The 25,253-nt window shown below is 73.0% G+C and carries 27 protein-coding genes; 22 read left to right on the top strand and 5 right to left on the bottom strand.

Annotated elements, in window-relative coordinates:
- Positions 1-187: 187 nt before the first annotated feature.
- From ABT345_RS24185 to ABT345_RS24085, 21 genes are all read left to right on the top strand, one after another.
- Positions 188-943 carry a helix-turn-helix transcriptional regulator gene (locus tag ABT345_RS24185; protein ID WP_386459766.1) on the top strand — a complete coding sequence of 252 codons (756 nt, stop codon included), beginning with the start codon at positions 188-190 and terminating at the stop codon, positions 941-943.
- A gap of 236 nt (positions 944-1,179) precedes the next feature.
- A complete protein-coding gene (locus tag ABT345_RS24180; RefSeq protein WP_345091480.1) occupies positions 1,180-1,422 on the top strand; it encodes a phosphopantetheine-binding protein in 243 nt (80 codons plus the stop codon).
- Positions 1,423-1,557: 135 nt separating this feature from the next.
- Positions 1,558-2,178 (top strand): hypothetical protein, encoded by a 621-nt coding sequence (locus ABT345_RS24175; protein ID WP_345091478.1) that lies wholly within the window; start codon positions 1,558-1,560, stop codon positions 2,176-2,178.
- Positions 2,171-3,064, top strand: a complete 894-nt coding sequence (locus ABT345_RS24170) for a hypothetical protein (protein ID WP_345091476.1) — start codon at positions 2,171-2,173, stop codon at positions 3,062-3,064. Before ABT345_RS24175 ends, ABT345_RS24170 begins: the two co-directional genes overlap by 8 nt.
- Before the next feature lie 42 nt (positions 3,065-3,106).
- The gene (locus ABT345_RS24165) at positions 3,107-3,325 is read left to right on the top strand and encodes a tautomerase family protein (RefSeq protein ID WP_345091473.1); all 219 of its coding nucleotides are present in this window, start codon (positions 3,107-3,109) and stop codon (positions 3,323-3,325) included.
- A 12-nt stretch (positions 3,326-3,337) separates the two neighbouring features.
- Positions 3,338-4,165 (top strand): AfsA-related hotdog domain-containing protein, encoded by an 828-nt coding sequence (locus tag ABT345_RS24160; RefSeq protein WP_345091470.1) that lies wholly within the window; start codon positions 3,338-3,340, stop codon positions 4,163-4,165.
- Between the two features lie 77 nt (positions 4,166-4,242).
- The gene (locus tag ABT345_RS24155) at positions 4,243-4,938 is read left to right on the top strand and encodes an HAD family hydrolase (RefSeq protein WP_345091468.1); all 696 of its coding nucleotides are present in this window, start codon (positions 4,243-4,245) and stop codon (positions 4,936-4,938) included.
- Positions 4,935-5,567, top strand: a complete 633-nt coding sequence (locus tag ABT345_RS24150; protein ID WP_345091465.1) for a hypothetical protein — start codon at positions 4,935-4,937, stop codon at positions 5,565-5,567. Before ABT345_RS24155 ends, ABT345_RS24150 begins: the two co-directional genes overlap by 4 nt.
- Positions 5,564-7,267 (top strand): GH3 family acyl-acid amido synthetase, encoded by a 1,704-nt coding sequence (locus tag ABT345_RS24145; protein WP_386459759.1) that lies wholly within the window; start codon positions 5,564-5,566, stop codon positions 7,265-7,267. Before ABT345_RS24150 ends, ABT345_RS24145 begins: the two co-directional genes overlap by 4 nt.
- Positions 7,268-7,461: 194 nt before the next feature.
- Complete coding sequence (locus tag ABT345_RS24140) at positions 7,462-8,316, top strand: class I SAM-dependent methyltransferase (protein ID WP_345091462.1); 855 nt, start codon at positions 7,462-7,464, stop codon at positions 8,314-8,316.
- A gap of 2 nt (positions 8,317-8,318) precedes the next feature.
- Positions 8,319-9,734, top strand: a complete 1,416-nt coding sequence (locus tag ABT345_RS24135) for an NAD(P)/FAD-dependent oxidoreductase (RefSeq protein ID WP_345091460.1) — start codon at positions 8,319-8,321, stop codon at positions 9,732-9,734.
- A 2-nt stretch (positions 9,735-9,736) separates the two neighbouring features.
- Positions 9,737-10,867 carry a hypothetical protein gene (locus ABT345_RS24130; RefSeq protein WP_345091456.1) on the top strand — a complete coding sequence of 377 codons (1,131 nt, stop codon included), beginning with the start codon at positions 9,737-9,739 and terminating at the stop codon, positions 10,865-10,867.
- The gene (locus ABT345_RS24125; RefSeq protein ID WP_345091453.1) at positions 10,864-11,709 is read left to right on the top strand and encodes a DUF6182 family protein; all 846 of its coding nucleotides are present in this window, start codon (positions 10,864-10,866) and stop codon (positions 11,707-11,709) included. Before ABT345_RS24130 ends, ABT345_RS24125 begins: the two co-directional genes overlap by 4 nt.
- A 3-nt stretch (positions 11,710-11,712) precedes the next feature.
- A complete protein-coding gene (locus ABT345_RS24120) occupies positions 11,713-12,375 on the top strand; it encodes a LysR substrate-binding domain-containing protein (protein WP_345091450.1) in 663 nt (220 codons plus the stop codon).
- On the top strand, positions 12,372-13,175 hold the full coding sequence (locus ABT345_RS24115; RefSeq protein ID WP_345091447.1) for an alpha/beta fold hydrolase: 804 nt from the start codon (positions 12,372-12,374) through the stop codon (positions 13,173-13,175). The genes ABT345_RS24120 and ABT345_RS24115 overlap by 4 nt, the downstream gene beginning before the upstream one ends.
- On the top strand, positions 13,169-14,008 hold the full coding sequence (locus ABT345_RS24110; protein ID WP_345091444.1) for a class I SAM-dependent methyltransferase: 840 nt from the start codon (positions 13,169-13,171) through the stop codon (positions 14,006-14,008). The genes ABT345_RS24115 and ABT345_RS24110 overlap by 7 nt, the downstream gene beginning before the upstream one ends.
- A gap of 47 nt (positions 14,009-14,055) precedes the next feature.
- Positions 14,056-14,871 (top strand): carboxymuconolactone decarboxylase family protein, encoded by an 816-nt coding sequence (locus ABT345_RS24105; RefSeq protein ID WP_345091440.1) that lies wholly within the window; start codon positions 14,056-14,058, stop codon positions 14,869-14,871.
- A gap of 132 nt (positions 14,872-15,003) precedes the next feature.
- Positions 15,004-16,317, top strand: coding sequence for a cytochrome P450 family protein (locus ABT345_RS24100; RefSeq protein ID WP_345091437.1), 1,314 nt, complete (start codon positions 15,004-15,006; stop codon positions 16,315-16,317).
- A 177-nt stretch (positions 16,318-16,494) separates the two neighbouring features.
- A complete protein-coding gene (locus ABT345_RS24095) occupies positions 16,495-17,304 on the top strand; it encodes a class I SAM-dependent methyltransferase (protein WP_345091434.1) in 810 nt (269 codons plus the stop codon).
- A gap of 324 nt (positions 17,305-17,628) precedes the next feature.
- Entirely contained in the window at positions 17,629-18,831 is a 1,203-nt protein-coding gene (gene metK / locus ABT345_RS24090) for a methionine adenosyltransferase (protein ID WP_345091431.1), read from the top strand.
- Between the two features lie 114 nt (positions 18,832-18,945).
- Positions 18,946-19,899, top strand: coding sequence for a DMT family transporter (locus ABT345_RS24085; protein WP_345091428.1), 954 nt, complete (start codon positions 18,946-18,948; stop codon positions 19,897-19,899).
- A 78-nt stretch (positions 19,900-19,977) separates the two neighbouring features.
- Here the strand turns inward: ABT345_RS24085 and ABT345_RS24080 are convergent, their stop codons facing one another.
- From ABT345_RS24080 to ABT345_RS24070, 3 genes are all read right to left on the bottom strand, one after another.
- The gene (locus tag ABT345_RS24080) at positions 19,978-21,210 is read right to left on the bottom strand and encodes an MFS transporter (protein ID WP_345091425.1); all 1,233 of its coding nucleotides are present in this window, start codon (positions 21,208-21,210) and stop codon (positions 19,978-19,980) included.
- 77 nt (positions 21,211-21,287) lie between these two features.
- Complete coding sequence (locus tag ABT345_RS24075; protein ID WP_345091422.1) at positions 21,288-21,893, bottom strand: chloride channel protein; 606 nt, start codon at positions 21,891-21,893, stop codon at positions 21,288-21,290.
- Positions 21,854-22,363, bottom strand: a complete 510-nt coding sequence (locus ABT345_RS24070) for a chloride channel protein (protein WP_345091419.1) — start codon at positions 22,361-22,363, stop codon at positions 21,854-21,856. The genes ABT345_RS24075 and ABT345_RS24070 overlap by 40 nt, the downstream gene beginning before the upstream one ends.
- 515 nt (positions 22,364-22,878) lie before the next feature.
- Here ABT345_RS24070 and ABT345_RS24065 point away from each other — a divergent pair.
- On the top strand, positions 22,879-23,733 hold the full coding sequence (locus ABT345_RS24065) for a dienelactone hydrolase family protein (protein ID WP_345091416.1): 855 nt from the start codon (positions 22,879-22,881) through the stop codon (positions 23,731-23,733).
- A gap of 10 nt (positions 23,734-23,743) precedes the next feature.
- Here the strand turns inward: ABT345_RS24065 and ABT345_RS24060 are convergent, their stop codons facing one another.
- Positions 23,744-24,217, bottom strand: coding sequence for a universal stress protein (locus tag ABT345_RS24060; protein WP_345091413.1), 474 nt, complete (start codon positions 24,215-24,217; stop codon positions 23,744-23,746).
- Between the two features lie 103 nt (positions 24,218-24,320).
- Positions 24,321-25,223 (bottom strand): universal stress protein, encoded by a 903-nt coding sequence (locus ABT345_RS24055; RefSeq protein WP_345091410.1) that lies wholly within the window; start codon positions 25,221-25,223, stop codon positions 24,321-24,323.
- Between the last annotated feature and the right edge of the window lie 30 nt (positions 25,224-25,253).

Here is a 25,253-nt window from a genome sequence, read left to right as displayed (position 1 = left end):
TGAGTGGGGCCTTCCGTTTAACTAAAAAATATAGTGAGATCATTCCGGGTCGGATGGATTCAAGAAGAGAGGTCGATACATGCAGTCAACTGCACCTCCGCACTTATCCGGACCTTTACGTCGGGCGAAGCTGCGGCATTTCCTGCGGACCCGCCGGGAGGGAATATCACCCGAAGAAGTCGGTCTGGTGAACGTCGAGCGACGGCGCACCCCCGGACTGCGCCGGGAAGAGGTCGCGGCGCTCGCGGGTGTCGGGGTGTCCTGGTACACCTGGCTGGAACAGGGCCGGGACATCAATGTCTCCGAGGGAATCGTGCACGCCATCAGCAACGCCCTGCGGTTGGACGATGGTGAGCGCCGGTATTTCTTCCGGCTGGCCGGGCTCAACCCGCCCCGGCACACGGACGGGAAGCCCCCAGGCGGCATGTTCCCGCACATGCGCGCGCTCGTCGAGAGCTGGTCCTCCAGTCCCGCCTACCTCACCGATCGGTACGGGCGTATCGAATTGGCCAACGGATCCGCCCGCTCGCTGTTCCGTCTCAATGCGAGCGGGGACAACTGCCTGGAGAAGTTCTTCACCGAAGCGGAAACCCGGGCGAAGTATCCCGACACCGAAAAGGTGGCTCGGGGGCTGGTCACCAACTTCCGGGCACAGGCGGCCCGTTTCCCGGACGACCCGGAATTCGGCAGGATCGCGGATCGGCTGCGCCGGGCGAGCCCGAAGTTCGCCGAACTGTGGGACCGGCACGAGGTCGAGGACCCCTATCAGAACGTGCGCAGATTCGCCCACCCGCACACCGGGGTGATGGTCTTCGACCGCCTGCTGATGCGCATGCCGGAGTTCTCCGAGTCGGTACTGACCGTGTACATAGCCCAGCCCCGCGCCGCCGCGGCCATAAAGGCGCGGGAGTTCGCGGGCGTATCCGCCTCGGGGCCGCCTTAGCCCTACCTTGGGGACGGCGGGCGCCGGTACGGGACACCGGCGCATCGCTCCGGGAAGCACCCCGTAAGAGGGACCGGGCCGCGACCCGGTTTCACGGATGGTGGTGTTGCCACCACCATCATGGGGAGACACTTCCTCCACCCGGACGCAGATCCCAGGATTGGATCCATGGGACGCGATGGGATTCAAAGCCCTGAATTCGAAGTCGGCGTTCCCAGCGACCCGCGGAGGAAGATATGGGTAATTCGATCGCCGCCCGCATCGTCGTGCTCCTGACGGAACTGAACGTGCCGACGGCGGATGTCACGCCGGACACGACTTTCGAGGCCATGGAGATCGACTCGCTCCTGCTGGAGGAACTCGCCCTGCGTCTCCAGAAATCCTTCGGCATCGAGATCGAGACGGGCGAACTCGTCCCCGAGCAGACCGTCGCCGAGGCGGCCGCGGTACTCGTGGCCAAGGGCGTCGCCGTAGCCTGACGCGCTCCGGGATCCGGCCCGAGCGCCGTCCCGGCCATGCATTCTCGCCATTCTTCGTGGCGATCCCTGCGCCGGCATCTCAATGGTCGTGACGTCACCAGCATTTTATTTCGAAATTCATCGAGAGGGATAACGATGTCCGCCACTCTGCTCATTCTCAACGAAGTTGGCGTCGCTCCCGGCAAGACGGACGAGGTTCTGGCCCGCTGGCGCGAACTGAACGCGAAGGAACCGCTGGCCGGCCGCACCCTGTTCCGCAGCGCGGACGGCGACAACGTTCTCGAAATCACGCCCGTCAAGGACCACGCCGAGCTGGAAGCGCTGTCGGCGGGCTGGCGGAAGCTGTGGGACGCCGTCTCGGCGGACCTGGTCAGCGACTTCCGGCGCCAGCTCCTGGAGTTCGTCGAGGCCCCCAAGGACACCGCCGACCCGCTGCCCCTGACGCCGTACGTCCAGCTGCGCTACATCGAGGTCAAGCCGAAGGAGTACCCGGCCTACCGCGAGTGGCGCGAGAACACCATCTTCGACGTCGTCCGCCGCGCCGAGCCGGTCACCACGTTCCTGGCGTACCACACGCTGCTCAGCACCCAGCCCGGCGTGATGTTCGTGGCGGGCTTCGACTGCGAGCCGGAGGAATACCAGAAGGTCTTCACCTCGGCCGAGTACCAGGACATCGTCCAGCAGGCCGGCGACCGCTTCATCGTCGGCGGCGAGAACGGTCTCTACACCCGCGTCTACCAGCGCGCCGATGCCTGAGACCGTCGCGGCCCCCTGGACCACGACCCCGGGCGCCACGGAGACGCACCGGCTCAGCCTCACCACCCAGGGCCCGCTCTACCCGCCGAGCGAAGTCATGGACGCCGACGGCAACTTCGTGGTGGTCGGGATGATCAACCGGACCGCCCGGGACGGTACGACCCGGCCGGAGTGGGGCGCGGCCGTCGTCTCCCCGGACAGCCCGCTGCCCGAGTTCGGCACGCTCGCCCCGTACACCGTGGTCCGGGAGCTGGACACCGAGCCCGACGGGGCCGACAAGGACCTCGTCCTGTACACGCTTCCGCTGCCCCTGCCGTGCAACAACTACGCCATGGTGTTCGCACCGGAGCAGTTGCCGCAGGCCCACCGGGTCGAGCGGCCCAGCCACGCCTTCCACGAGGTGCCCATCCCGGATCTGCGTCCCGAGGACGGGCCGAAGGTCACCGCCCCGGTGACCTTCGGCGCCTGGATGCGGGCGAGCGGCACCCTGGAGGTCGGGGTCACCCCTGACGGCCACCGGGGGACGTTCGGCTTCGAGTTCTCCCGGCTCGTCCCGGACAGCGTCTACACCGTGATGTCGCTGCGCACCCGCGACCTGGACCCCGCCGGGCCGACCCGGCCGGGCCCGCTCGGAGTGCCGAACGTCTTCGTCACCGACGCCGACGGGAACGGCCGCTACCACGCGACCTTGCCCGACCCGTTCCCGGACCCCGCACTGCCCGGGGCCAACCGGATCATCAACGTGGTCGTGCTGTGGATGAGCTACCAGCGCAGCTACGGCGGCGCCATCGGCGAGTTCGGCCTCGGCGGCGACATCCACGCACACCTCAAGCTGCGCGGCGCGTCCTTCCAGAACCTGCGGACCACCGCCGCCCCGCAGCCCTGACCCCACCGCGTACCCACCGGCATTCAGCACAGGAGAAGCCCCATGCCCATCATCTCCGTCACCACCTGGGACGGTCAGGACGACGCCCAGGCGCAGGAACTCCTGGAGGAGCTGACCCGTACCGTCCGGCGCGTCACGGGAGCCCCCCTGGACAAGATCACCGTGTACATCCAGGAGGTGCCGCGCGGCCGCTGGGCGGAGGGCGGCGCCCTGGGCAGCGACCCCAGGTTTCCGGAACTGAGCCGCCGGCTCTCCGAGTGAGGGGCGTTCGCCGTGTCCTCCGAGATGCATGAGGCCCCCCGCCGCACCGAGGCGGAAGCGGCCCCCCTCTTCCTCGTGGGCGACGTCTTCGCCGAATTCGCCCGGCGCGAAGGCGTACTGACGGTCTCGCAGCTCGCCCGGCGGATAAGGGAGGGCGCGTTCCCCGGCGGCAGCGGCGCGGCCTCGGTGACGCTCGGGCAGGGGGTGTCCCCGTTCGACGTCCAGTTCATCCGCGACACCCTGGCCCGGCGCGGCCTCACGGACGCGGTCGTCATCGACGACCGGGCGCTGCGGGACCGTGCCGGGCGGGAGATCGCGCACAAGCACCGGGCGGAGAACGTGCTGATCTCCCTGCCCCGGCAGACCGGCCCCGGCTCGTTCGAGTCGGACCTGCTGGTGGACTCCGGCAACGAGGTGATGTCCGACCACCTCACCGGCCAGCACATGCAGGGCATGCTGGTCATGGAGGCCGGGCGGCAGATGTTCATCGCGGTCGCCGAGCAGCACTACCTGCCGCCGGAGACGGTCGGCAAGAACTACTTCGTGATCGACACCTTCGCCACCCGCTACCGCAACTTCCTCTTCCCGCTGCCCGCGACCGTGCGGTGCACGATCCTCTCGCACCGCTCACCGCACCGCACCCGGACGACGTTCTCCTGCGAACTCGCCGTGCTCCAGGGCGGCGGGGAGGCCGCCGTGATGGAGGTCCGGTTCACCGCCTTCGACACCCAGGTCTCCCACGCCAAGGAGACCCGGGCGGCCGAACGGTCCCTCCAGGACACCGCGGCGATCCTGGCCGCGGCGAAGCAACCGGAATCGGCCGACGTCCGTATCGCGTGACCGAGATGTGTACCGAGTGACAGCCGGTGGCCCGGATGCGCAGCGGGCCACCGGCCGGCATCAAGAAGGAGCCCTACATGTCAGAACCCAGCCGCAGGCCGGCTGCGGGCCGCCCCTACCTGGTCTTCAGTGACGTCGACGAGACCCTGATCACCGTCAAGAGCATGTTCGACTTCCTCCACCACCAGTTGGTGCGCCGGCGGGGCGCGGCCGGGGAGCGGGAGTACGAGCGGATCATGGCGGAGGTCCGCCGCCGGGCCGCCGACGGCACCCCCCGCGAGGACATCAACCGCTTCTACTACGGCCACTACGCCGGCGAGCCGGTGGAGACGATCGGCGAACTCGCCGAGGACTGGTTCGCCGAACGCACCTCCTCCGGCCGGGACTTCTACATCGAGTCGACCCGGGAAGCCCTGACCGCTCACCGCGCCGCCGGTGCGAGCGTCGTCCTCGTCTCCGGCTCCTTCCCGCCGCTGCTCGCGCCCCTCGCGCGTGAGGTGGGCGCCGACACAGTCCTCTGCACCCGCCCGCTCGTCGCCGACGGCCGCTACACCGGCGAGGTCGAGACCCCGGTCATCGGCGCCGGCAAACGCGCCGCCGTGCTGGGGCAGCTGGCGTCCCGCCCCGACGTCGACCCGCGCGACTGCTGGGCCTACGGCGACCACGTCTCCGATCTGCCGATGCTGGAACTCGTGGGGCATCCCGTCGCGGTGGGGGAGGCGGCGGAGTTGCGGCAGCGACTGGCCGAGCGCGTCAAGGGGGTCACGGCATGACGGCCGGCGGCCCGTTCTTCGTCCTGCTCGGCCCCGACGGAGCCGGCAAGTCGTCGGTGATGCGCCGCCTCGCCGGGCTGCTGCCCGAGTGGCGGCTGATGTCGACGGACAGCGCCTTCGTCGCCCCCGAGCACACCCTGATCACCCGGCTCCGCCGCGACCTCCAGGACCACCTGCTGCCCGGCCTCGGCACCGCCTACTCGGCGGACTTCCTGGCCAGCGTGCTCCAGACGGCCGTGGTGCACATGCGGGACCAGGTGCACGGACGGGACCCGCGGGTGCCGGTGCTCGTGGACTCGTACTACTACAAGATCCTCGCGAAGTGCCGGATGGCCGGGGTCCGGGACACCCTGATGTACGACTGGTGGCGCACGTTCCCGCAGCCGGACCGGGTGGTCTACCTCGATGTCTCGCCGTCCTCCGCCTGGCGGCGGCGCGGCGACGGCGCGGACCTCAACTCCCTTGAATACGACGGCGACGAAGGTGACATGGCCGGGTTCGAGCGCTATCAGCGGGATCTGCGCAAGCTGCTGCTGGAGGAGGTGCACGACCTCCCGGTGACCGAACTGCCGGAACAGCCCAGCGCCGACCGCGCCGCCGAGGCCGTACGGGAGGTGCTCACCGCGTGAACGCCCCCTCCGTATGGCACACCCCCGGCCACGCCGGTCGCTACCGCGAGCGCGTGTACGCCGCGCGCGAGCGGCTCGCCGCCGAGAACGGCGACATGGCGCACGCCCAGGCACGGGCCCTGGCCGACCTGCTGGACTTCAACGCGGACACCGAGTTCGGCCGGCGGCACGGGTTCGCCCGCATCCGCACGATGGACGACTTCCGCGCCGCCGTCCCGCTCCAGGACTACGCCGCCCACGCCCCCCTGATCGAGCGGACCGCCGCCGGCGAGCGGGGCCTGCTCACGGCCGACGCGCCCGAGGTCTACTTCACCAGCAGCGGCAGCACCGGAGCACACAAGAAGGTGCCCGTCACCCCGCGCTTCATGAGCACCACCTTCATGCCGTTCTACTTCGCGGCCTGGGCCCCGCTGATCGAGCACTTCCCCGAGGTGCTCCAGCGGCCCGACGCCGTCCTCAACCTCAAGCACGATCCGCTCACCGCCCCGCCCACCACGGCCGACGGCCACCCCCATGTGGGCGCCAGCCAGGTCGACTTCGGCGCCCGCTTCGGCGAGCCGCTCTCCGCCGAACCGGGCACCGGGGCGCCCTGGGCCGTCCTGCCCGTGCCCACCGACCCCGGCGACCACCTCGAACGGGCCTATCTGCGGCTGCGGCTGGCCGTGCAGAGCGATCTGCGCTGCCTGATCGGCATCAACCCCGCGATGATCGCCGCGGTGCCGTACCAGCTGAACCTGTGGTGGCCGCGGATCGTGAAAGAGGTCCGCGACGGCACCCTGGGCGGCCTGCCGCACCGCGCGCCCGACGCGGCGCGGGCGGACCAACTGGAGCGCCTCGCCGACTACTTCGGGACGGTGCGCCCCGCGCATGTGTGGCCCCGGTTGCGCGCGCTGTTCTGCTGGACCACCGGCGTCGCCTCGCTCTACCTCCCCGCACTGCGCGCGGAGTTCGGCAACGATGTCACCCTGCTGCCCGCACCGGTGGCGGCCTCCGAGGGCCCGACCGGCGTGGCGCTGGACCGGCACCCCTCGGCCGGCAGCCTCGTCGCCTCGGCCGCGGTGTACGAGTTCGTCCCCGCCGACAACGACCTCACCCCCGGCAGCGCGACCCTGCTGCCGCACGAGATCGAGGCCGGGCAGGACTACCACGTGATCTTCAGCCATGTCGGCGGGTTCTACCGGTACACCGCCGGCGACGTGGTCCGGGTGATCGACCGGGTGGGCGGGGTGCCGCGCGTGGCGTACGCGGGCCGGGGCGTGCGCTCCGACGCGGCGGGCGAGCGGCTGCGGGACGCCCAGGTCGTACGGGCCCTGCACACCGCGCTGGGCTCCGGCGGGCTCGGCCTGCGCAACGTGGCGTGCCGGGTCGAACCGGACACCGACGGCACCCCCCGGTACGTCTTCGCGATCGCGCCCGGCAGCCCCTGGCACCAGCGGGAGACCGCCCGCTTCACCGACGAACTGGACCGCGCCCTCGCCGCCGAGTCCGCCGGCTACCGCCACGCCCGGGGCGCCGGCCGGCTGGGGCGGCCGGCGGTCCGGCTGCTGGACCGCGAGGCGTTCACCCGCGACTGGCACACGGCGGTCGGCACGGGAATCCGGCCGACGCAGGTGAAGGACCGGCTGTTCCGGCAGGACGACGCCCTGTGGCAGCGGCTGACCGGCACGGCATCCGGCTCGGCGCCCACGCCCACCCGCTGACCCCCGCGCAGCGAACCACCGCAGCCCGTCCGGCGGGCCGACCCGCTCCCGGCAGGCCCGCGGGCCACCCCGGGCCCCGCCCGCGCGCTTCCGAACCTCCCCCGGCCCCACCCACACCCCCCGTTCCCGAACCTTCCCCCGGTCCCGTCAACGCCCCCGCGTCCTCGCGCCGCCCCCGACCAGGAGCCCTCCCCATGCCCGTGCTCAACCCCGTCGAACGCACCGCCCTGCTCACCGCCGCCCTGCGCGCGGCGGAGACCCGCCGCCCGGACCGGCTGTACGAGGACCCGTACGCCGCCGGACTGGCCGGAGACGACGGGCCGGACCTGCTGGCCGAGATCCGGGCCGCGACCTTCCCGCCGGACCGGCCGCGCTCCCTGCCCAGCACCCCGGACTACAACGCCATCCGCACCCGGTTCTTCGACGATCTGCTGCAGGACGCCGCCCGGGCGCCGGAGACCACGCAGATCGTGCTGGCCCCGGCCGGCATGGACTCGCGCGCCTACCGGCTGCCCTGGCCCGGCCACATCCGCTACTTCGAGGTCGACCGCCCGTCCGTGCTCGACTTCAAGGCCGAGCGGCTGCGCGGGATCCCGCCCCGCGTCGACCACCGCACGGTCGCCGTCGACCTCACCGACGACGACTGGGAGGACCGGCTCGGCGCGGCCGGGTACGACCCGACCGTGCCCTCGACCTGGCTGCTGGAGGGCCTGCTCTACTACATCCCCGAGGCCGACTCCCGCCGCATGCTGGAGCGGGTCGCGGCGATCTCCGCGCCCGGCAGCCGGATCGCGGCCGACATCGTCAACCGGGCCGCGCTGACGCTCCCTCATATGCAGGGCCTCCTCGATGTGTTCAGCGGCTGGGGCTGCCCCTGGGTGTTCGGCACCGACGAGCCGGAGGCGCTGTTCGCGCAGTACGGCTTCGACGTGCACGCCAGCCAGCCGGGCGAGACGGGCGCCGACTACGGGCGGTGGCCGGACCCGGTGCCGCCACGCGACGTCGCCGCGGTACGCCGGGTGTTCTTCGTGCACGGCCGGAGACGCTGATCATGGCGGCCATCGTGATCGCGGGCGGCGGCACCGCCGGTCTCGCCCTGGCGCTGGCGCTCGGCGGACGCGGCCACCGGGTCCGGGTGCTGGAACGGGGGGAGGCGCCCCCGGACGGGCCCGCCGGCAAGAGCGCGGAGCTGTGGCGGCGACCGGAGGTGCCGCAGGCCGCGCACGACCACATCCTCAACGCGCTCGGGGTACGGACGCTGCGGCGGCACGCACCCGAGGTGCTGACCGCGCTGCTGGACGAGGGGGCGCGGCTGCTGGACCTCGCGGCGGCGGCGCCCGGCGAGGTCGACGACGCGGACCTGGCCACCTTGTTCTGCCGCCGCTCGGTGCTGGACCTCGTCCTCCACCGCTGCGCGAGCGCCCTGCCCACGGTGACCATCAGCCACGGCACCGCGGTCACCGGGCTCCTGCTCGGCGCCGACCGGGCGACCGGAGCCGTCACGGACTCCGGCGAGAGCCTCGCCGCCGACCTGGTCGTGGACGCCTCCGGCCGCCGCTGCGCGTCCCGGACCTGGCTCGCCGCCGCCGGCGTCCCGGCCGGGAAGGACCGCACCGGCGCCAGCCACCTGCGCGCCTTCGGCCGCTTCTACCGGCTGCGCGAGCCCGGCGGCTCACCGCCGGGCCCGCTCAACCGGGGCAACGCGGCCGGCGGCATCTGGGGCCACTACTCGGCCGTGGCGCATCCGGCGGACAACGACGTGTTCGCCCTCACCCTCGGCACCCTGCCCGGCGACCGCGCCACGACGGCACTGCGCGACCCCGCCGCCTTCACCGCCGCCTGCCGGATCTCGCCGGATCTCCTCCCGTGGGTCGACGAGAGCGCCGTGGAGCCGATGGGCCCGGTGCGGGTGATCGGCATGCCGCCGAACCTCCTGCGGGCCGCCTCACCCCTCAGAGGCCTCCTCCGGGCCGGGGACGCCGCCTGCGTCACCGACCCGATGTTCGGCCGCGGGCTCTCCCTCGCCCTCACCCATGCCTTCCGGCTCGCGGACCTGATCGACCGGCACCCGGCCCCGGCCGAGCTGGGTCGCGCCGCAGCGGACCTCACCGACGCGCTCCTGCGCCCCTGGTACGAGCAGGGCGTCCACGACTCATGGGCGCGCGCCGAGCGGTGGCGGGCGGCGGCGGGGGAGCCCCCGGCGTCCCGGCGCCCCCCGGCGCCGCCGGTGCCCCCGGACCTCTGGGCGGCGGCGATCGCGGCCACCGCCACCGACCCGGTCATATGGCGGGGCGTCACCCGCGCCCGGACGAGCCTGACCACCCCCGCGCGGCTCCTCGCCGACGAGCGCTTCCGGAGCCGGATACGCCACGTGCCCGCGGACCCCGCCCCGTCTCCCGGAGCCTCGCCCCCCACCCGGGCCGAACTCCTGGAGACCCTCACAGCCGCCGTGCGGAAAGGAGGATGAGGATGCCGCCCCGCAAGAACGTCCTGCTGGCCCCGGTCACGGTGACCCCCACCAAACCCCTGACCCCCAGCCACCTCAAGGGGCTGCTGTGGACCGACGTCATGTTCCGGGCCACGGCGCGGCTCGCCGAGGTGACGTACCGCTACAGCCACACCACCTACCACGTCACCGAGCAGACGGTCGGCTTCTGGGAGTACCTCGACCGGACCCCCGGCACGACCGACTACGCACGGCTCTCCGAGGAGGAGATCGGCGAACTCTACGTGCGCTACCGGTCCGAGGCGCAGCCGCAGAGCGCGCAGGCGCTGCGACCGTACCGGGACGCCGTCGAGCACAGCGGCTGGACCCACCCCGCGAGCCGGCGCCTGCTGGAGCTGTGGGCCGGGCACTACGAGCGGCTCGGCATGCACGACCCCGGCCTCCGGGCACACCAGCCGCCGGGCCTCGCCCTGGAGGAGATGGTCGAACAGCTCGCCGCCACGGGCCTCGTCCTCGACCAGCGCGACTGCGGCGGCCCGGTCTACCTCGACCTCACCCGGTACGGCATGCCGCTGCGCCGCATCATCACCTCGGACGGGCGGCCCAACTACCTCGCCTGCGCCCTGCGCGAACTGCTGCCGCTCGTGCCCTGGTACGACGAGGTCGTCCTGCTCTACGACCGCGAGCTGGACACCGACTACCAGCTGCTCAACCGCGTCCTGGCCCGCCTCGGGCCCACCGTGCGCCGGGTGCCCGTGGGGCGGGTACCCATCGACGGACGGATCGCCTCGGCCCGGCACGGCGGCTGGCGCGGGCACACGGCCGGTGTGCTGCTCGGTGAGGCCGCAGAGACGTGCGGGGACGACACCGAGGCGCTGCGGCTCGGCATGCGCCTGTACTTCGTGGCGACCCTCGGCCCCGGCCAGCGCCAGTCGTTCCGCCACGACCTGCTGCACAACTGCCTGACCACGGCCGCCCGGCTCCTCAAGCGTTCCCGGTCCGCAGCCGGGCCCGGCACCGGCGAGCTGTCCGACACGCTCGACCGGCACCGGCGGGGCCACACCTACGTCGACCCCTACCGGCTCACCTGCTCCCTCCTGGGCCGCGGCCGGCCCGCTCCCGATCCCGGACTTCTGTCGGCGGTGTACCTGTGACCAGTTCCCTCGAATCGACGGCCCTCGCCCACACGGCTTCCGACCCCGCGGACACGCTCGCTCCGGCCCCGCCCCACGGCCTCTCCCCGGACGCCCTGCTGCGCTCCGCCCTGGACCGCGTCCGCACCGCCCGCCCGGAACTTGCCGACCGGCTCGATCTGTCCAGCGCCCAGGCCCTGCGGGAGCTGCGGGACGGCTTCCACCACGCGGACGCCACCGGCACCGAGGTGCTGGCGGTGGTCGTCGTGGGCCGGCTCGATCTGCCCCGCTGGGTGCGCGAGACCTGCGCCTTCGCGCTCGGCCTGGCGCCGGAGGCGCGTGACGCCTGGCGCGGCTCCTTCACCCGCACCGTGTACCTGGCCGGCAGCCCGGCCAACCTGCGGGAGCGGTTCGCCTTCGACCACGTCGCGGGCGACGGCTCGGTCGCCTGGTGCGGACCGGCGCCGGGCACGGCGACGGCCACGCTGCGCCGCCTCCTCAAGGCCTTCGAGGCCGGACACGAGCTGACCGCGATGCCCGCGACCACGGTGACCGTCCCGCGTACGGCGACCGTCCCGCGTACGGCGACCGCGTCCGGTGCCGGCTGGTCCCGCTCCGCCGTCCACCGCGACCTGTACATCGCCACCGCCAGGGTGACCGTCGCACGCGCCCTCGTGCACCTCAACCATCTGCTCGCCGAGGCCGTCCTGGACGGGCTGATCCACCCCGGCGACCGCCTGACCCTGCGCTTCGTTCCCCGACTGGCCGGCCTGGCCGATCAGTTCGCCATGCTCCGCGTGGACACCGACGTCCACCGCCCGGACGAACTCCAGGCCTACGCGGGACTGACCACGGAGATCTGACCCATGACCACCCGCACACCCGCGGCCGCCGATGCCGCCCCCGGCGCGGCCGCCCCGCCCCGCCCCCTCCGGCTCGGCGTCCACGGCTTCACCCACCTCGCCGCCCGCATCGTGGCCGCCGCCGGCCACCCGCGGTCGTCGGTCGAGTACGTCCCCTACGAGGTCTCCGAGCCGTTCACGCTGCTGCGTGCCGGGGCGACGGACCTCATGCTCGTGAAGTACGACCCGCGCGATCCGGACATCGAACTGAGCGAACCCGTCGCCTGGGACGGCCGCGCCGTGCTCGTCGGCGCCCATCACCCCCTGGCCGCACAGGAGTCGGTCTCCCTCGAACAGGTCGCCGACCACGAGGGCTTCCGGTGCCCCGGCGACTTCCCGCCGCACGTCTGGGACCTCGTCGTACCGCCGCACACCCGGACGGGCCGTGCCCTGAGCCGTACGCACACCATGACCACCGTGCCCGCCCTGCTGGAAGTGCTGCGGAGCACGCTCGCGGTGCATCTGTCCTTCCAGTCCCTCGACGCGGCCCTGCCGCCCGGCATCAAGGCGGTCCCGGTGCACGACCTGCCGCCCGCCCCGGTGACGCTCGCCTGGCTGCGCGGCACCCGGCTGCCCGAGCGGGTCCGGCGCTTCGTCGGCGACGCGGAACGGGCGGCCCGGCGATGAGCGATGCGAAGACCGGCGCGGGCCTCCCCGTCGTCCTGCTCCACGCCCTGCCGCTCGACTCCGCCATGTGGGACGGGCCCGCCCGGGCGCTGCGGGCCCGCGGCCACCGCGTCCTCCCCATCGACCAGCGCGGCTTCGGCGGCACCCCGCTCCCGGCGGACGCCGCCCCCTCCCTCGACCTGGTCGCCGACGACCTGGCCCGCGCACTCGACCGCCGCGGCCTCGGCTCGGCGCTCGTCGCCGGCTGCTCGATGGGCGGCTATACGGCGATGTCGTTCCTGCGCCGCCATCCGCACCGCGTCCGCGCCCTGGCCCTGTTCGCGGCCCGCTCCGCGGCCGACACGCCGAAGCAGGCCGCGGCGCGCCTCCGCTTCGCCGACCTGATCACCGATGACTCGCTGCGCGCCGGGATCGTCGCCGACACCACCCCGTCCCTGCTCGGCGCCACCACCCGGGCCCGGCGGCCCCGGCTGCTGGACCGGGTGACGGCCCTGGCCCGGGCGGCCGATCCGCGCTCCGTCGCGTGGGCGCAGCGGGCCATCGCCGCCCGCGGGGATTCCCTGGCCGCCCTGAGCGCCACGGACGTGCCCGCCGTGGTCGTCCGGGGCGAGGAGGACGAACTCGTCAGCCCCGACGAGGCCCGCGAGAGCGCCGCCGCCCTGCCCCACGGCCGGCTCGTCACCCTCCCCGGCGTCGGCCACCTCGCCCCGCTGGAGGCGCCCGGGAAAACCGTGGAGATCCTCACCGCCCTCCTCGCCGCGGCGCAGGCCGCCCGTCCGACCGGAGCGACAGCATGCTGACAGACGATCACGCCACGCTCGGCTACACGACCTCCACCGGCTTCGCCTTCACCCACGAGGAGATCGTCGACCCGCACTTCGAAGCCTGCGCCGATGCCTACCGGGAGGCCCTGGAAGGGGTCGGGATCCGCGCCGGCTGGCAGGTCCTGGACGCGGGCTGCGGAAGCGGCACCTTTCTGCCCTGGCTCGCGGAGTCCGTCGGCGAACGGGGCCGGATCTTCGCCCTCGACCTGGCCGGGGAGAACGCCGAGCGGGCCGCCGAGCGGATGCGCAACCATCCGGCCCGGCCGCGGACGGAGATACGGCGCGGCAGCGTGCTCCAACTGCCCTACCCGGACGATTCGTTCGACGCCGTGTGGTGCGCCAACACCACCCAGTACCTCGACGACGCCGAACTGGCCCGCGCCCTCTCGGAGTTCCGCCGGGTCACCCGGCCCGGGGGGCTGGTCGCGGTCAAGGACGTCGACGGCACGCTGAGCACCGTGCGCCCCGCGGACCCGTTCCTGATCACCGACTTCTTCCGCGCGTCCGCCGCGTCCCCCGGGTACGCGCGGCAACTGCTGCGTGGCCGCGACCTGTACCGCCGGCTCCGCGAGGCCGGTCTGCGTTCGGTACGGCAGCGCACCATCCTCATGGAACATCACGCTCCGCTTTCCCCCGCGGCCCTGCGGTTCTACGGCAACGCGTGCGCACGATTCGCGCGGCAGGCGCGGAATCTCGGGATTCCGGGCGACTGGGCGCCGTTCCTCGACCCGCGGGACGCGGCGAACCCGTTGCGCCATCCGGACGGTTACATCAGCGAGGGAAATGTCGTCGCGGTCGGCACCGTCTGAATTCTCAAATTGCTTGGTGTGCACTCTAATTACTAGCATGGTGCAGCATGAATGAGCCCAATTCCCCTTCCGCGCAGACCGGCACCCGATTCGAGCGCGGCCGCACCGTCCTCGGCGAGATCTCCGGTGAGCGCGGCGCCGCCATCGTCGACGCGCTGGCCGACATCGCCCCGGACCTCGGCCGCTTCGTCGTCGAGTGGGCCTACGCCGACATCTTCGACCGCCCCGGACTCGACCGGCAGGAGCGCGAGCTGGCCACGGTCGGCGCGCTCGCCGCGCTGGGGGACAGCGAACCCCAGCTGAATTTCCACATCGACGCGGCCCTCCAGCTCGGCGTCACGCCCGTGGAGATCGTGGAAGCCCTCGTCCACCTGGTCCCCTTCATGGGCTTCCCGCGCGTGCTCAACGCGATCCGCGTCGCCCGGGCCGTCTTCGCCGAACACGGTGTCACCGCCGAGCCGGTGGTCATGGACGACGACCGCGACCGCTACGAGCGCGGCGCCGAGAACCTGATCAGGATCGACGGCCAGCACGGCCTGGACGTCGTGGGCTCCCTCAAGGACATCGCCCCGGACCTGGCCCGCTTCGTCGTCGAGTTCTCCTTCGGCGACATCTACCACCGGCCGTGGCTCTCGCCGCAGCGCAAGCAGCTCGTCACCGTCGCCGCCCTGACGGCCTTCGGCGACACGGCGCCCCAGTTGGCGGTGCACGTCGGGGCGGCCCTCAACGTCGGCCTGAGCCCGACCCAGGTCGTGGAGACCCTGACCCAGGTGACCGCGTACGCCGGCTTCCCGCGCGTCCTCAACGCCATCAGGACGGCCCGGGAAGTCTTTGAGAAGCGAAACCTCTCCGTAGAGCCGTAAAGCGGTACGGCGGTAGCGGCATGCCCGTGGAAACACGGTCATAAAGAAGTGGAACGCCCCGTTGCCTGTTCGTGAACACCGTATGGCTGACCGGTTCGTGCATCCAGCACCGATCAAGGGAAGCAGCTCACCATGAAAACGGATGTCGCAGCGGACTTCGGGGCGTTCGGCGAGGAATTCTTCAGAAATCCCCACCCCGTCTACGCCGAACTCCGCGCCCGCGGTCCCGTGCACCGTGTGCGGGTCCCCGAGGGCGCGGAGGCCTGGCTCGTCGTCGGGTACGAGGCCTGCAAGGACGCCCTCACCGACCCCGCGCTGTCCAAGAACTGGGAAAACGCGTCCCCCGATTTGCCGCTGGCCCGGCTGTCCGCCGGCCACAACCTGCTCAGCTCGGACCCGCCGGACCACACCCGGCTGCGCAAGCTGGTCTCCAGGGAGTTCACCCCGCGCCGCGTGGAGACCCTCCAGCCGCGCGTGGCGGCCCTGACCGGCGCACTCCTCGACGCCATGCTCGCGACGCCCGACGGACGCGCCGACCTCGTCGAGGCCCTCGCCTTCCCGCTCGCGATCGGCATCATCGGCGAACTCCTCGGCGTCCCCTCCCTGGACCGCGGCTCCTTCCGCACCTGGGCCGAACAGGCCCTCAGCAGCCCGGACCGCGACACCCGCCGCGCCGCGACCGGCGCGATGACCGCCTATCTGACCGGCATGATCGACGAGAAGCGCGGCCGGCCCGGCGACGACCTGATCAGTGCCCTCATCCGCACCACCGACGAGGACGGCGACCGCCTGTCCGCCGACGAACTCATCGGCATGTCCTGGCTGTTGCTGGTCACCGGCTTCGAGACCACCGTCAACCTCATCGCTTCGGGCGTCCTCGCCCTGCTCCGCCACTCGGACCAACTCGAGGCCCTGCGCGCCGACTTGGGCCTCATCGGCAACGCCGTGGAGGAGGTGCTGCGCCATGAGAGTCCGGTCGAGACGACGACGTACCGCTTCACCACCGGGCCGGTGACGATCGGCGGGGTGACCGTCCCGGGCGGCGGCGAGCTGGTGCTGATCGCGCTCGCCGACGCCGGACGGGACGCCGCCCGCTTCCCGGACCCGAACCGCTTCGACATCCGCCGGGCCACGGGCGGCCACCTCTCCTTCGGCCATGGCATCCACTACTGCCTCGGCGCCCCCCTCGCCCGGCTCCAGGCGGCCACCGCGATCACCGCACTCCTCGAACGCTGCCCCGACCTGGCCCTGGACCAGGATCCGGCGTCCCTGCCCTGGCGCCAGGGCCTGCTCATACGAGGCCCCCGGCGCCTGCCCGTCCGCTGGCGTGGCCGGCTCGCTGCGGATTCTCACCCGGGGCACGGATCGGATTCTCCGCACCACTGGTGTTCGCACCACCATGATCGGGAGACACTTCCTCCCTCGGTGCCGCGCTCCGCAAAATAAATGGGTGGGACGCGGCCGAGGTGAAGCCGCTGAATTCCCTCTCCTGAATCCTTCTGGAGATCCTCGGACACCCCGCCCCGAATCAGGGGTGCAGAGGGAGCTCGCCAGCACGTATTCCATTGAGTGCGACCGTTCGCCCGGCATCACAGGCTCACAGACCTGAAGGGGATTCAATAAATGGCTGGATTCGACTCTCGCGGCACGTTCCAGAAGGCGGCAAACGAGTACACGAAGATCCAGGACACCTTTCCCCATGTGATACGCGACCCGCTGCTGGCCGACATGGCGGTGAAGGAAGGCGACCGGATACTCGATCTGCCCTGCGGGACGGGCGACGCGATCGTCCGGGCGGCGCAGATCGCCGGGCCGACCGGACACGCGCTGGCCATAGATGTCGCCCCCTCCATGATCGAGGAAGCCAAGGCAAAGGCCGAGGCCGCGGGGTTGAAGAACATCGAGTTCGTCGTGGAGGACATGGAGAAGGCGCAGTTCGACGCCGCCGCGTACGACATCGTCGTGTCGTCCTGCGGCCCCTTCTTCGCCTCGGACCTCAAGGCCTTCCTGACGAAACTGTGGGGCGCCGTCAAGCCCGGCGGAAAATTGGTCCTCTGCACCTTGGGGCGCAATTTCCTCGCGCCCATCTCCGGCGTCCTCCTGGACCTGGCGCAGAGCAAGACCGACGACCTCCAGGCCCCCACGCCCTGGCGCAGCACGGAAGACATCCGCTTCTTGAAGACGCTCCTCGGAGAGGTGACGAACGGGCAGCGGGTCAATCTCGCCCACCGGTCCGTCATCATGGATTACCAGACGCCCGACGCGGGCTGGAATCTCCTGATGGCCACCGCATTCAGGAATTACACCCTGGAGCTGTCGCCGGAGAGCCGGGCGGAAATCGAGGCGGAGATGAAGGAGTGGATGCGGAGCAACCGCCAGACCACTGCGACCTGCGGCTTCAACAACATCACCATCGTCAAGGACGATGCCTGAAGTAACGGCCGTCCGCTCCCTCGGCCTGCCCGTCCCTGGGGCATTGCGTGAGGGGGCGGATTCGGTGCGCCGGTCCCGTAAATGACACGGCGTCATGTTCGTGTGCGGCAAGGGACTCGGAGAGCTGCGCGGGCACGGCGTCGGTGCTCGCGTGGCCGTCGAGACCCATGAGAGCCGAGCGGGACCGTGCCCGCGCGGCCGCCGTCGCCCCTCCCTTCCGCGCGCCGGAGCAACTGGGCGCCGCCTTGGTCCCCCTCCGCCGGAGGGGGACCAAGTTTCCGTGACGTCGCGTCACCTCACCGCCTCCCCATCCTGGAGAACGCCATGTCCCGCCGTCTGTTCACCTCGGAGTCCGTGACCGAGGGGCACCCCGACAAGATCGCTGACCAGATCAGCGATGCCATTCTCGATGCGCTGCTGCGCGAGGACCCCACGTCCCGTGTCGCGGTGGAGACGCTCATCACGACCGGCCTGGTGCATGTGGCCGGCGAGGTCACGACCAAGGCGTACGTGCCGCTCGCCCAACTGGTGCGCGACACCATCCTGGACATCGGCTACGACTCGTCGAAGAAGGGCTTCGACGGCGCCTCCTGCGGCGTCTCGGTGTCGATCGGCGCGCAGTCCCCGGACATCGCGCAGGGCGTCGACGCGGCGTACGAGGCACGGGACGAGGGCGACGAACTGGACCGCCAGGGCGCGGGCGACCAGGGCCTGATGTTCGGTTACGCGTCGGACGAGACACCGACGCTGATGCCGCTGCCGATCTTCCTGGCCCACCGCCTGTCGAAGCGCCTGTCCGAGGTCCGCAGGAACGGCACGGTCCCCTATCTGCGCCCCGACGGGAAGACCCAGGTCACCGTCGAGTACGACGGTGACAAGGCGGTCCGTCTGGACACCGTCGTGGTCTCCTCGCAGCACGCGAGCGACATCGACCTGGAGTCCCTCCTCGCGCCCGACATCCGTGAGTTCGTCGTGGAGCACGTGCTGGGGGAGCTGGTCGAGGACGGCATCAAGCTGGAGACCGACGGCTACCGTCTGCTGGTCAACCCGACCGGCCGCTTCGAGATCGGCGGCCCGATGGGTGACGCGGGGCTGACCGGCCGCAAGATCATCATCGACACGTACGGCGGTATGGCGCGGCACGGTGGCGGCGCCTTCTCCGGCAAGGACCCGTCGAAGGTGGACCGCTCCGCGGCGTACGCGATGCGCTGGGTGGCCAAGAACGTCGTCGCGGCCGGTCTCGCCTCCCGTTGCGAGGTTCAGGTGGCGTACGCCATCGGCAAGGCGGAGCCGGTCGGTCTCTTCGTCGAGACCTTCGGTACCGCCGCCGTCGACACCGACAAGATCGAGCAGGCCATCGATGAGGTCTTCGACCTCCGCCCCGCCGCGATCATCCGCGACCTCGACCTGCTCCGCCCGATCTACTCCCGGACCGCCGCGTACGGCCACTTCGGCCGTGAACTCCCCGAGTTCACCTGGGAGCGCACCGACCGGGTCGCGGCGCTGCGCACGGCGGCAGGCCTCTGACCTGCGCCGCGTCGAAGACGCGCATGCTCTCGCGACCCGCCGTGCGAAGCCCGGGGAAGGCAGCGCACGAACAGTAAGTGATGCCGTCGCGTCGACGGGGGAAGGCTGCCTGGCGTGAAAGCCGTACCGAAGCCCCGAACCCCCGCCCCCGAACGTGTCCCGGAGACGCCGGGCACCCAGCCGAAGGCGGCCGCTCTGATCGTCGGAGGGGCCGCCTGCCTCTCGATGTCGGCCGTCTTCGTCAAGCTGGCCGACGTCAACGCCGGCACCGCGGCCTTTCTGCGCTGCGCCGTCGCCCTGCTCGCCCTCGTGCCGATGCTCGTGTACGAGACCCGCCGGCGCGGCGCGATGCCCGCCGCGCTGCACCGGAACGCGATCCTCGCGGGCGTGTTCCTCGGCGCCGACTACGTGATGTGGACCCTCAGCATCCTGGACATCGGCGCCGCGGTCTCCACCGTGCTCATCAACGTGCAGGTGATCGTCTTCCCGCTGCTGGCCCGGGTCTGGGACGGCACCCGCGTGACGCGCCGCTTCCTGCTGGCCTGCCCGCTGATGCTGATGGGCATCACCCTGGCGGGCGGCGTCACCGGCTCCGGCGAGCAGGCCGCGCACCCCGTGCGGGGCGCGCTGCTGGGCGTCGGCGCGGGCACGGCCTACGCGGTGTACCTGTATCTGATCCGCCGCTGCGGCCGGAGTTCACCGCGGCACGTGGTGACCCCGGTCTGCGTCTCGACGGCCGCGGCCACCGTCAGTTCCGGCGTCATCAGCCTTCTCACGACCGGGCTGCCGCTGGCCGTCCCGGCCGCCTCCTGGGGCTGGATCGTGGCGCTGGCGCTCCTCGGCCAGGTCGCGGCCTGGCTGCTGATCAGCAAGGGCGGGCCGCTGCTCCCGCCCAACACCGCGGCGGCGCTGCTGCTCCTCCAGCCGGTCATGGCCATCGCGTTCGCCCTCCTCATCCTCCGCGAGACGCCCACCGTGACCCAGCTGGGCGGCTGCGCCCTGGTGATCGCCGCGGTGTGGACCAGCAACCGCGCACCCCGGACGAAGCCCGCGGTGCGCCCCGCGTAGCGACCGCGGCGCACGCACCGGCGAACCCCCTCGGCCGAAGCCCGCGGCGCGCCCCGCGCGGATGCGCCGCGGCCGAGGTCACCGCCGTCCGCGTCCGGTCGCCCACACCGCCACCGCCGACGCCCCGGTCCACGCCGCCGCGTAGCCGAAGCCGACCGCCGGGCCGAAGACCGTCCACAGCAGGCCGACGACGGCCGAGGAGGCGAAGTCGCCGAGGGACTGGACGAGTCCGAGCAGACCGAAGCCGCTGCCGCGCAGCGCGTCCGGGAGCATCCCCGCCACCAGCGTCGACTCGGCGGGCTCGACCAGCCCGATGCCGCTGCCCGCCAGCACGAAGGCGGCCAGCAGCGGCGGCCAGCCGTGCCAGGGGACGGCGAACATGCCGTACGCCGCCAGGTAGAGGACGCCGCCGGTGGCGAAGGCGACGCGGGGGCCCGCCCGGTCGATCCAGTGGCCGCCCAGGTACGCGACGGCGGCGGCGAGCGCGTTGTGCGCCGCGTAGATCAGCACGGCCAGCGAGGTGGCGGCGGCGAGGTCGCGGGCGCCGTGGTGCAGGAGCCCGGTGGCGCGCAGGATGAGCAGCGTGACGGCGACGTTGCCGATCTCGAACAGGGCCACCGGCAGTAGCGCGCGCACCATCCCGGCGCGCCGCAGATCGCCCAGGCGGAGCCGGATACGGCGCCGGGCGGACGGCTGCGCGAGGATGCGGCGCGCCTCGCGGCCCGCGAAGGTGATGGCCACCGCCGCGAGCAGACCGGGCAGCGCCGCGCACCAGAGCGTGGCGCGGATGCCGATCAGGGAGACCAGCAGCGCCGCGAGGAGCGGACCGACGACGGCGCCGAGGTTGTCACCGGCCCGCTCCAGGCCGAAGGCCCGCCCGTAGGCGCGCGGCGGGGCGAGGGAGGCCAACAGCGCGTCCCGGGCCGGCGACCGGATCCCGCGCGAGGCCCACGCCGTGGCGCGCAGCGCGCCGACCTGCCACACGGACTGCGCGAGGCCGAGGGCGCCGGTGGCCAGCGCCGTGCCGAGGTAGCCGCCGGTGGCGATCTTGGCCCGGCGCGCCGGGGAGTTGGCCAGCGGGCCGCCGGCCAGCTTGGCGACGCCGGTGAGCGCATCGCTGACGCCCTCGACCACGCCGAGCGCGCCCGGGGAGGCGTGCAGGGTGGCGGTGAGGAAGCCGGGCAGCACGGCGGTGGCGATCTCGTGCCCGGAGTCGCTGAAGAAGCTCGCCGCGCCGACGCCGCCCACCCCGGCGCTGTACCAGCCGGTCCGCCCGCCCTCGTGGGGCTCTTGCCCGGTGTGGTCGCCCATGGGGAAGTGTCCTACCGGCCGGCGCCCGGTGGCGCGCCGCGCCACGCCGGGCGCGCGCCCGACGCCGTACGCCCCGGTCACTGGGCGGGCAGCCGCACCGAGTACAGCGAAGGGGTGTCGCACCGGCGGGAGACGAGCACCGCGCCGGTGACCGCGAGGAGCAGCGGGACCATCAGGGCGTCGAGGGTGCGGGTGAGTTCCAGCGCCAGGACGACGGCGGCGACCGGCGCCTGCATCGCCGCGGCGAGGACGGCCGCCGCGCCGATGATCGCGAAGCCCGCGGCCGGGCCCGGCCAGAGAAGCGTCCAGCCCTGCCCGGCGAGGGAACCGAGCAGCGCGCCGGTGGCCGGCGTCGGGGTGAAGAGCCCGCCGCCGGCGCCGCTGCCCAGACTGCCCGCGGTGGCCAGCGGTTTGAGGAGCAACAGCGCCACCAGCGTGGCGACGCCGAACTGCGCGCCCAGGGTGAGCTGGACGATGTCCTTGCCGTTGCCGAGCAGTTCCGGGTACGGCACGGCCAGCGCGCCGACCGCGGTGAACACCAGCGGCGGTCCGGCGAGCAGCCCCCGCCCCGTCGGCCGCCGTCCGTGCGCGATCCGGATCATCCGCACCCAGCCGACCGCCACCCACCCGGCGAACGGGCCGATCACCAGGGCGAACACGAGCAGCGACGCGGACAGCCCCACCTCGGGCAGCCGGTAGGTCGGCCCGTGGGCAGCACCAGCCAGGAGACCGCGGTGGCCAGGCACGAGGTGGCCGGCGCGGGCAGCGCCGGCCGCAGCGACAGCACGCCGAGCATCACCTCCAGGGTGAGCAGCGCCCCGCCCAGCGGAACGTTGTACACACACGCCATGCCCGCCCCGGCGCCGCAGGCGGCCAGCAGTCTGCGGTGCGCGGTGGGCAGCTGGGCCCAGTCGGACAGCCGGGACGCGAGCGCCGCGCCCGCCAGCCGCGGCGCGGCCTCCCGGCCCGGCGACGCGCCCATGCCGACGATCACCACGGACAGCACCGCCGTGCCCAGACTGCGCCGCAGCGGCAGCCGCCCCTCGTCCTGCCACAGCGCCCGGCTCACCTCCGGACCGCCGGGCCCCGTCCACCGCCGCAGCAGCCACCGGCCGGCCCCGGCCACCATCCCGGCGAGGGCCAGGGCCACCACCCGGCGGCCCGCGCCCGCCCGTTCGACCGCGGCCGGAAAACTCCCCGACCCTGCCCGTACGTGAGCTGGGCCGCCGCGTGCAGCAGCACCATCAGCGCGGCGCCCGCGAGCCCCGCCAGCACCCCGGTGGCCACCACCAGCAGCCAAAGCCGCGCGGACAGCGACGGGACGTCCGCCGGTGCGACGAGGTTCGGCTGCTCCACCGCGCCGCCGCCCCGAGCCCCGGCCCGTCCGCTTCGCCCCGCGCCCATCGCTCGCCTTCCCGGCAGGCCCCGGCCCCGCTGCCGAGCCCTGCCGGGCATCGTCTCCCGGCCCGGCGCGCCCAAGGTGCGACCCGGCGCGCGTGTCGTGCCCGTACGCCGGGCGGACACGGCCCGGTGGCGTGCGCCGCAGGCGGGGAAAAGCAGAAAATCGGGGACACGGACGGCGGGCCACTGGCACTGTCAGGGGCACACGCCCCGGGGCACGGCTGCCCGCACGGGGCATCGGCGACGACATCGGACGGACAGGCGGCCATGGCGGATCACGGGCTCGAAGGATTCGGGCGCACCACCTTCACGCACGACGGCGTCACCCGCAGGGTGCTGCGCCGCGGCACCGGGCCCGCCGTGATCGTGATGTCCGAGGTGCCGGGCATCACCCCCAAGGTCCTGGGGTTCGCCGAACGCGTGGCCGCCATCGGGTGCACCGCCGTGCTGCCCGTCCTCTTCGGCACCCCCGGACGCGACCCCGACCCGTCGGCGCACGGCGCGCTGCGCGCCCGGGCGTACGTCGGGTCCACCTTCCTGAAGCTGTGTGTGAGCAGGGAGTTCACGCTCCTCGCCACCGGCCGCAGCTCCCCGGTCGTCAGCTGGCTGCGGGCGCTCGCCGCCCATGAGCACGAGCGGTGCGGCGGCCCCGGCGTCGGGGCGATCGGCATGTGCGTCACCGGCGGCTTCGCCCTCGCCATGGCCACCGACGAACGGCTGCTCGCCCCCGTCCTCTCCCAGCCCTCGCTGCCGCTGCCGGTCACCGCCGCGCGCCGCCGCGCCCTCGACATCTCCCCGGCGGAGCTGGCCGTCGTCAAGGACCGCTGCGCCCGCGGCGATCTGCGCGTCCTCGGCATGCGCTTCCGCGGCGACCGCTTCGTCCCCGGGGAGCGGTTCGCCGCGCTGCGCCGCGAGTTGGGGGACGCGTTCACCGCCGTCGAACTGGACGACGAGGACGCCAACCCCGACGCCGTCATGCCGCCGCACTCCGTCGTGACGGAGCATCTGATCGACGCACCGGGCCAGCCGACCCGCGCCGCCCTCGACCAGGTCCTGGACCTCTTCCGCACCAGGCTGCTGACGGAGCGGCCGGACGCACCGGGGGACGGCAACGGCAGCTGAGGGGCGCGCCCTACGCGTCGTCCGCCACCGGCTCGATCTCGCGGACGACGACCACCGGGCACGGGGCGTGCGCCGTGCAGTGATGGCTGACCGAGCCCAGCAGCGCCCCGGTGAACCCGCCCCGCCCGCGGCTGCCGACGACCAGCAGATCGGCGCCGCGGGCCGCGTCCAGCAGCACCCCGGCGGCCGTGCCGTACCCGAGGAACTTCTCCACCGGCGGCCCGGAACCCGGCCGGACGGCCTTCGCGACGGCGTCGTCCAGCTCCTGGCCCGCCGACCGCTCCAGCGAGGCCCGGAAGTCCTGGGGCGTGTCCATCCAGCCGACGGAGCCGTAGAGCGGCGGATACTCCCACGCCATCACCGCGGTGACGGTGCTCCCCGTCAGCTCCGCCTGGCGCAGCGCCCAGCGCAGCGCCTCCTGCGACGGCTCCGAGCCGTCCACGCCCACGACGATGCGTCCGTGGTCCTGCTGCCGGTTCTCCATGGCGACCTCCGCGAGGCGGGTCTCCGGCGCACCGGAGCGGCGCGCCCGTGCACGCCCTTCCCCCAGCTTCCGCCACACCCGGCCCCGGCGCAGCGGGACGCCGTCACCCGGGCCGCTCGTCGGGGACCACCGCCACCGGGCAGGCCGCATGGTGCATCGCGGCGTGCGCGACCGGCCCCACCCGGGGGACGAAGGCGTGCCGCCGCCGGCGGCCGACCGCCAGCAGGACGGCCCCGGGGGCGCTGCGCAGCAGGGCCCGGGTCGGGTTCTCCGGCCGCACCGTCACCGCCACCTCGACCCCGGGGTGGCGCTCCTGCCACGGCCGCACCGCCGCCCGCACCGCCTCCTCGCTCTCCTTGACGAACTCCTCGGCGGCATCGGGATCGACGCCCCAGGGCGCGTAGGCGGTGACGGGCAGCGCCCGGCCGTGCACCGCGTGCAGCGGCAGACCGCGGCTCTCGGCGGCGTCGAAGGCGAAGGCGAGGAGGGCGTCACAGCTGCCCTTCAGGCCCATCCCGACGACCACGTGCGGGGCGGGCAGCGGCACGTCCTCCCCTTCGGCCGCGGGGAACGCCGGGCGCCCGGACCAGCCCTCCCGGACCAGGACGACCGGGCGGCCGGCCCGGCCCACCACCTCCAGGCTGACATCGCCGAGGACATAGCTCTCCCATGCCGTGAGCGCCCTCGAACCGAGCGCGAGCAGCCGCGATTCCTCCGCCGCGCGCAGCAGCGCCGGTACGGCCTCGGAGCCGACCAGGTCCTCGATGATCCGCAGGTCCTGATGGCCGGCGCGGACCTCGTCGAGGGCCTGCTCCACGAGGCGCCGGGCACCGGCGTTCCGATCGCGGTCCGGCGGGGTGTCGGGCGCCTCGGCGGCCAGCAGGATCCAGGCGTGCAGCAGCCGCAGCACGGCGTGCCGCCGCTCCGCCTCCTCGGCCGCCCACCGCGCCGCCGCCAGGCTCTCCGCGGAGCCGTCCAGCCCCACGGTGATCACTTCCGGTTCCATGGCTCCTCCTCGTACGGCGGGCGCGGCGCC

Origin of the sequence: Streptomyces sp. NPDC000404 (assembly GCF_040300365.1) — a bacterium.
Classification (GTDB): Bacteria; Actinomycetota; Actinomycetes; order Streptomycetales; family Streptomycetaceae; genus Streptomyces; species Streptomyces ramulosus.
This window is presented reverse-complemented; position numbering and strand designations above follow the sequence as displayed.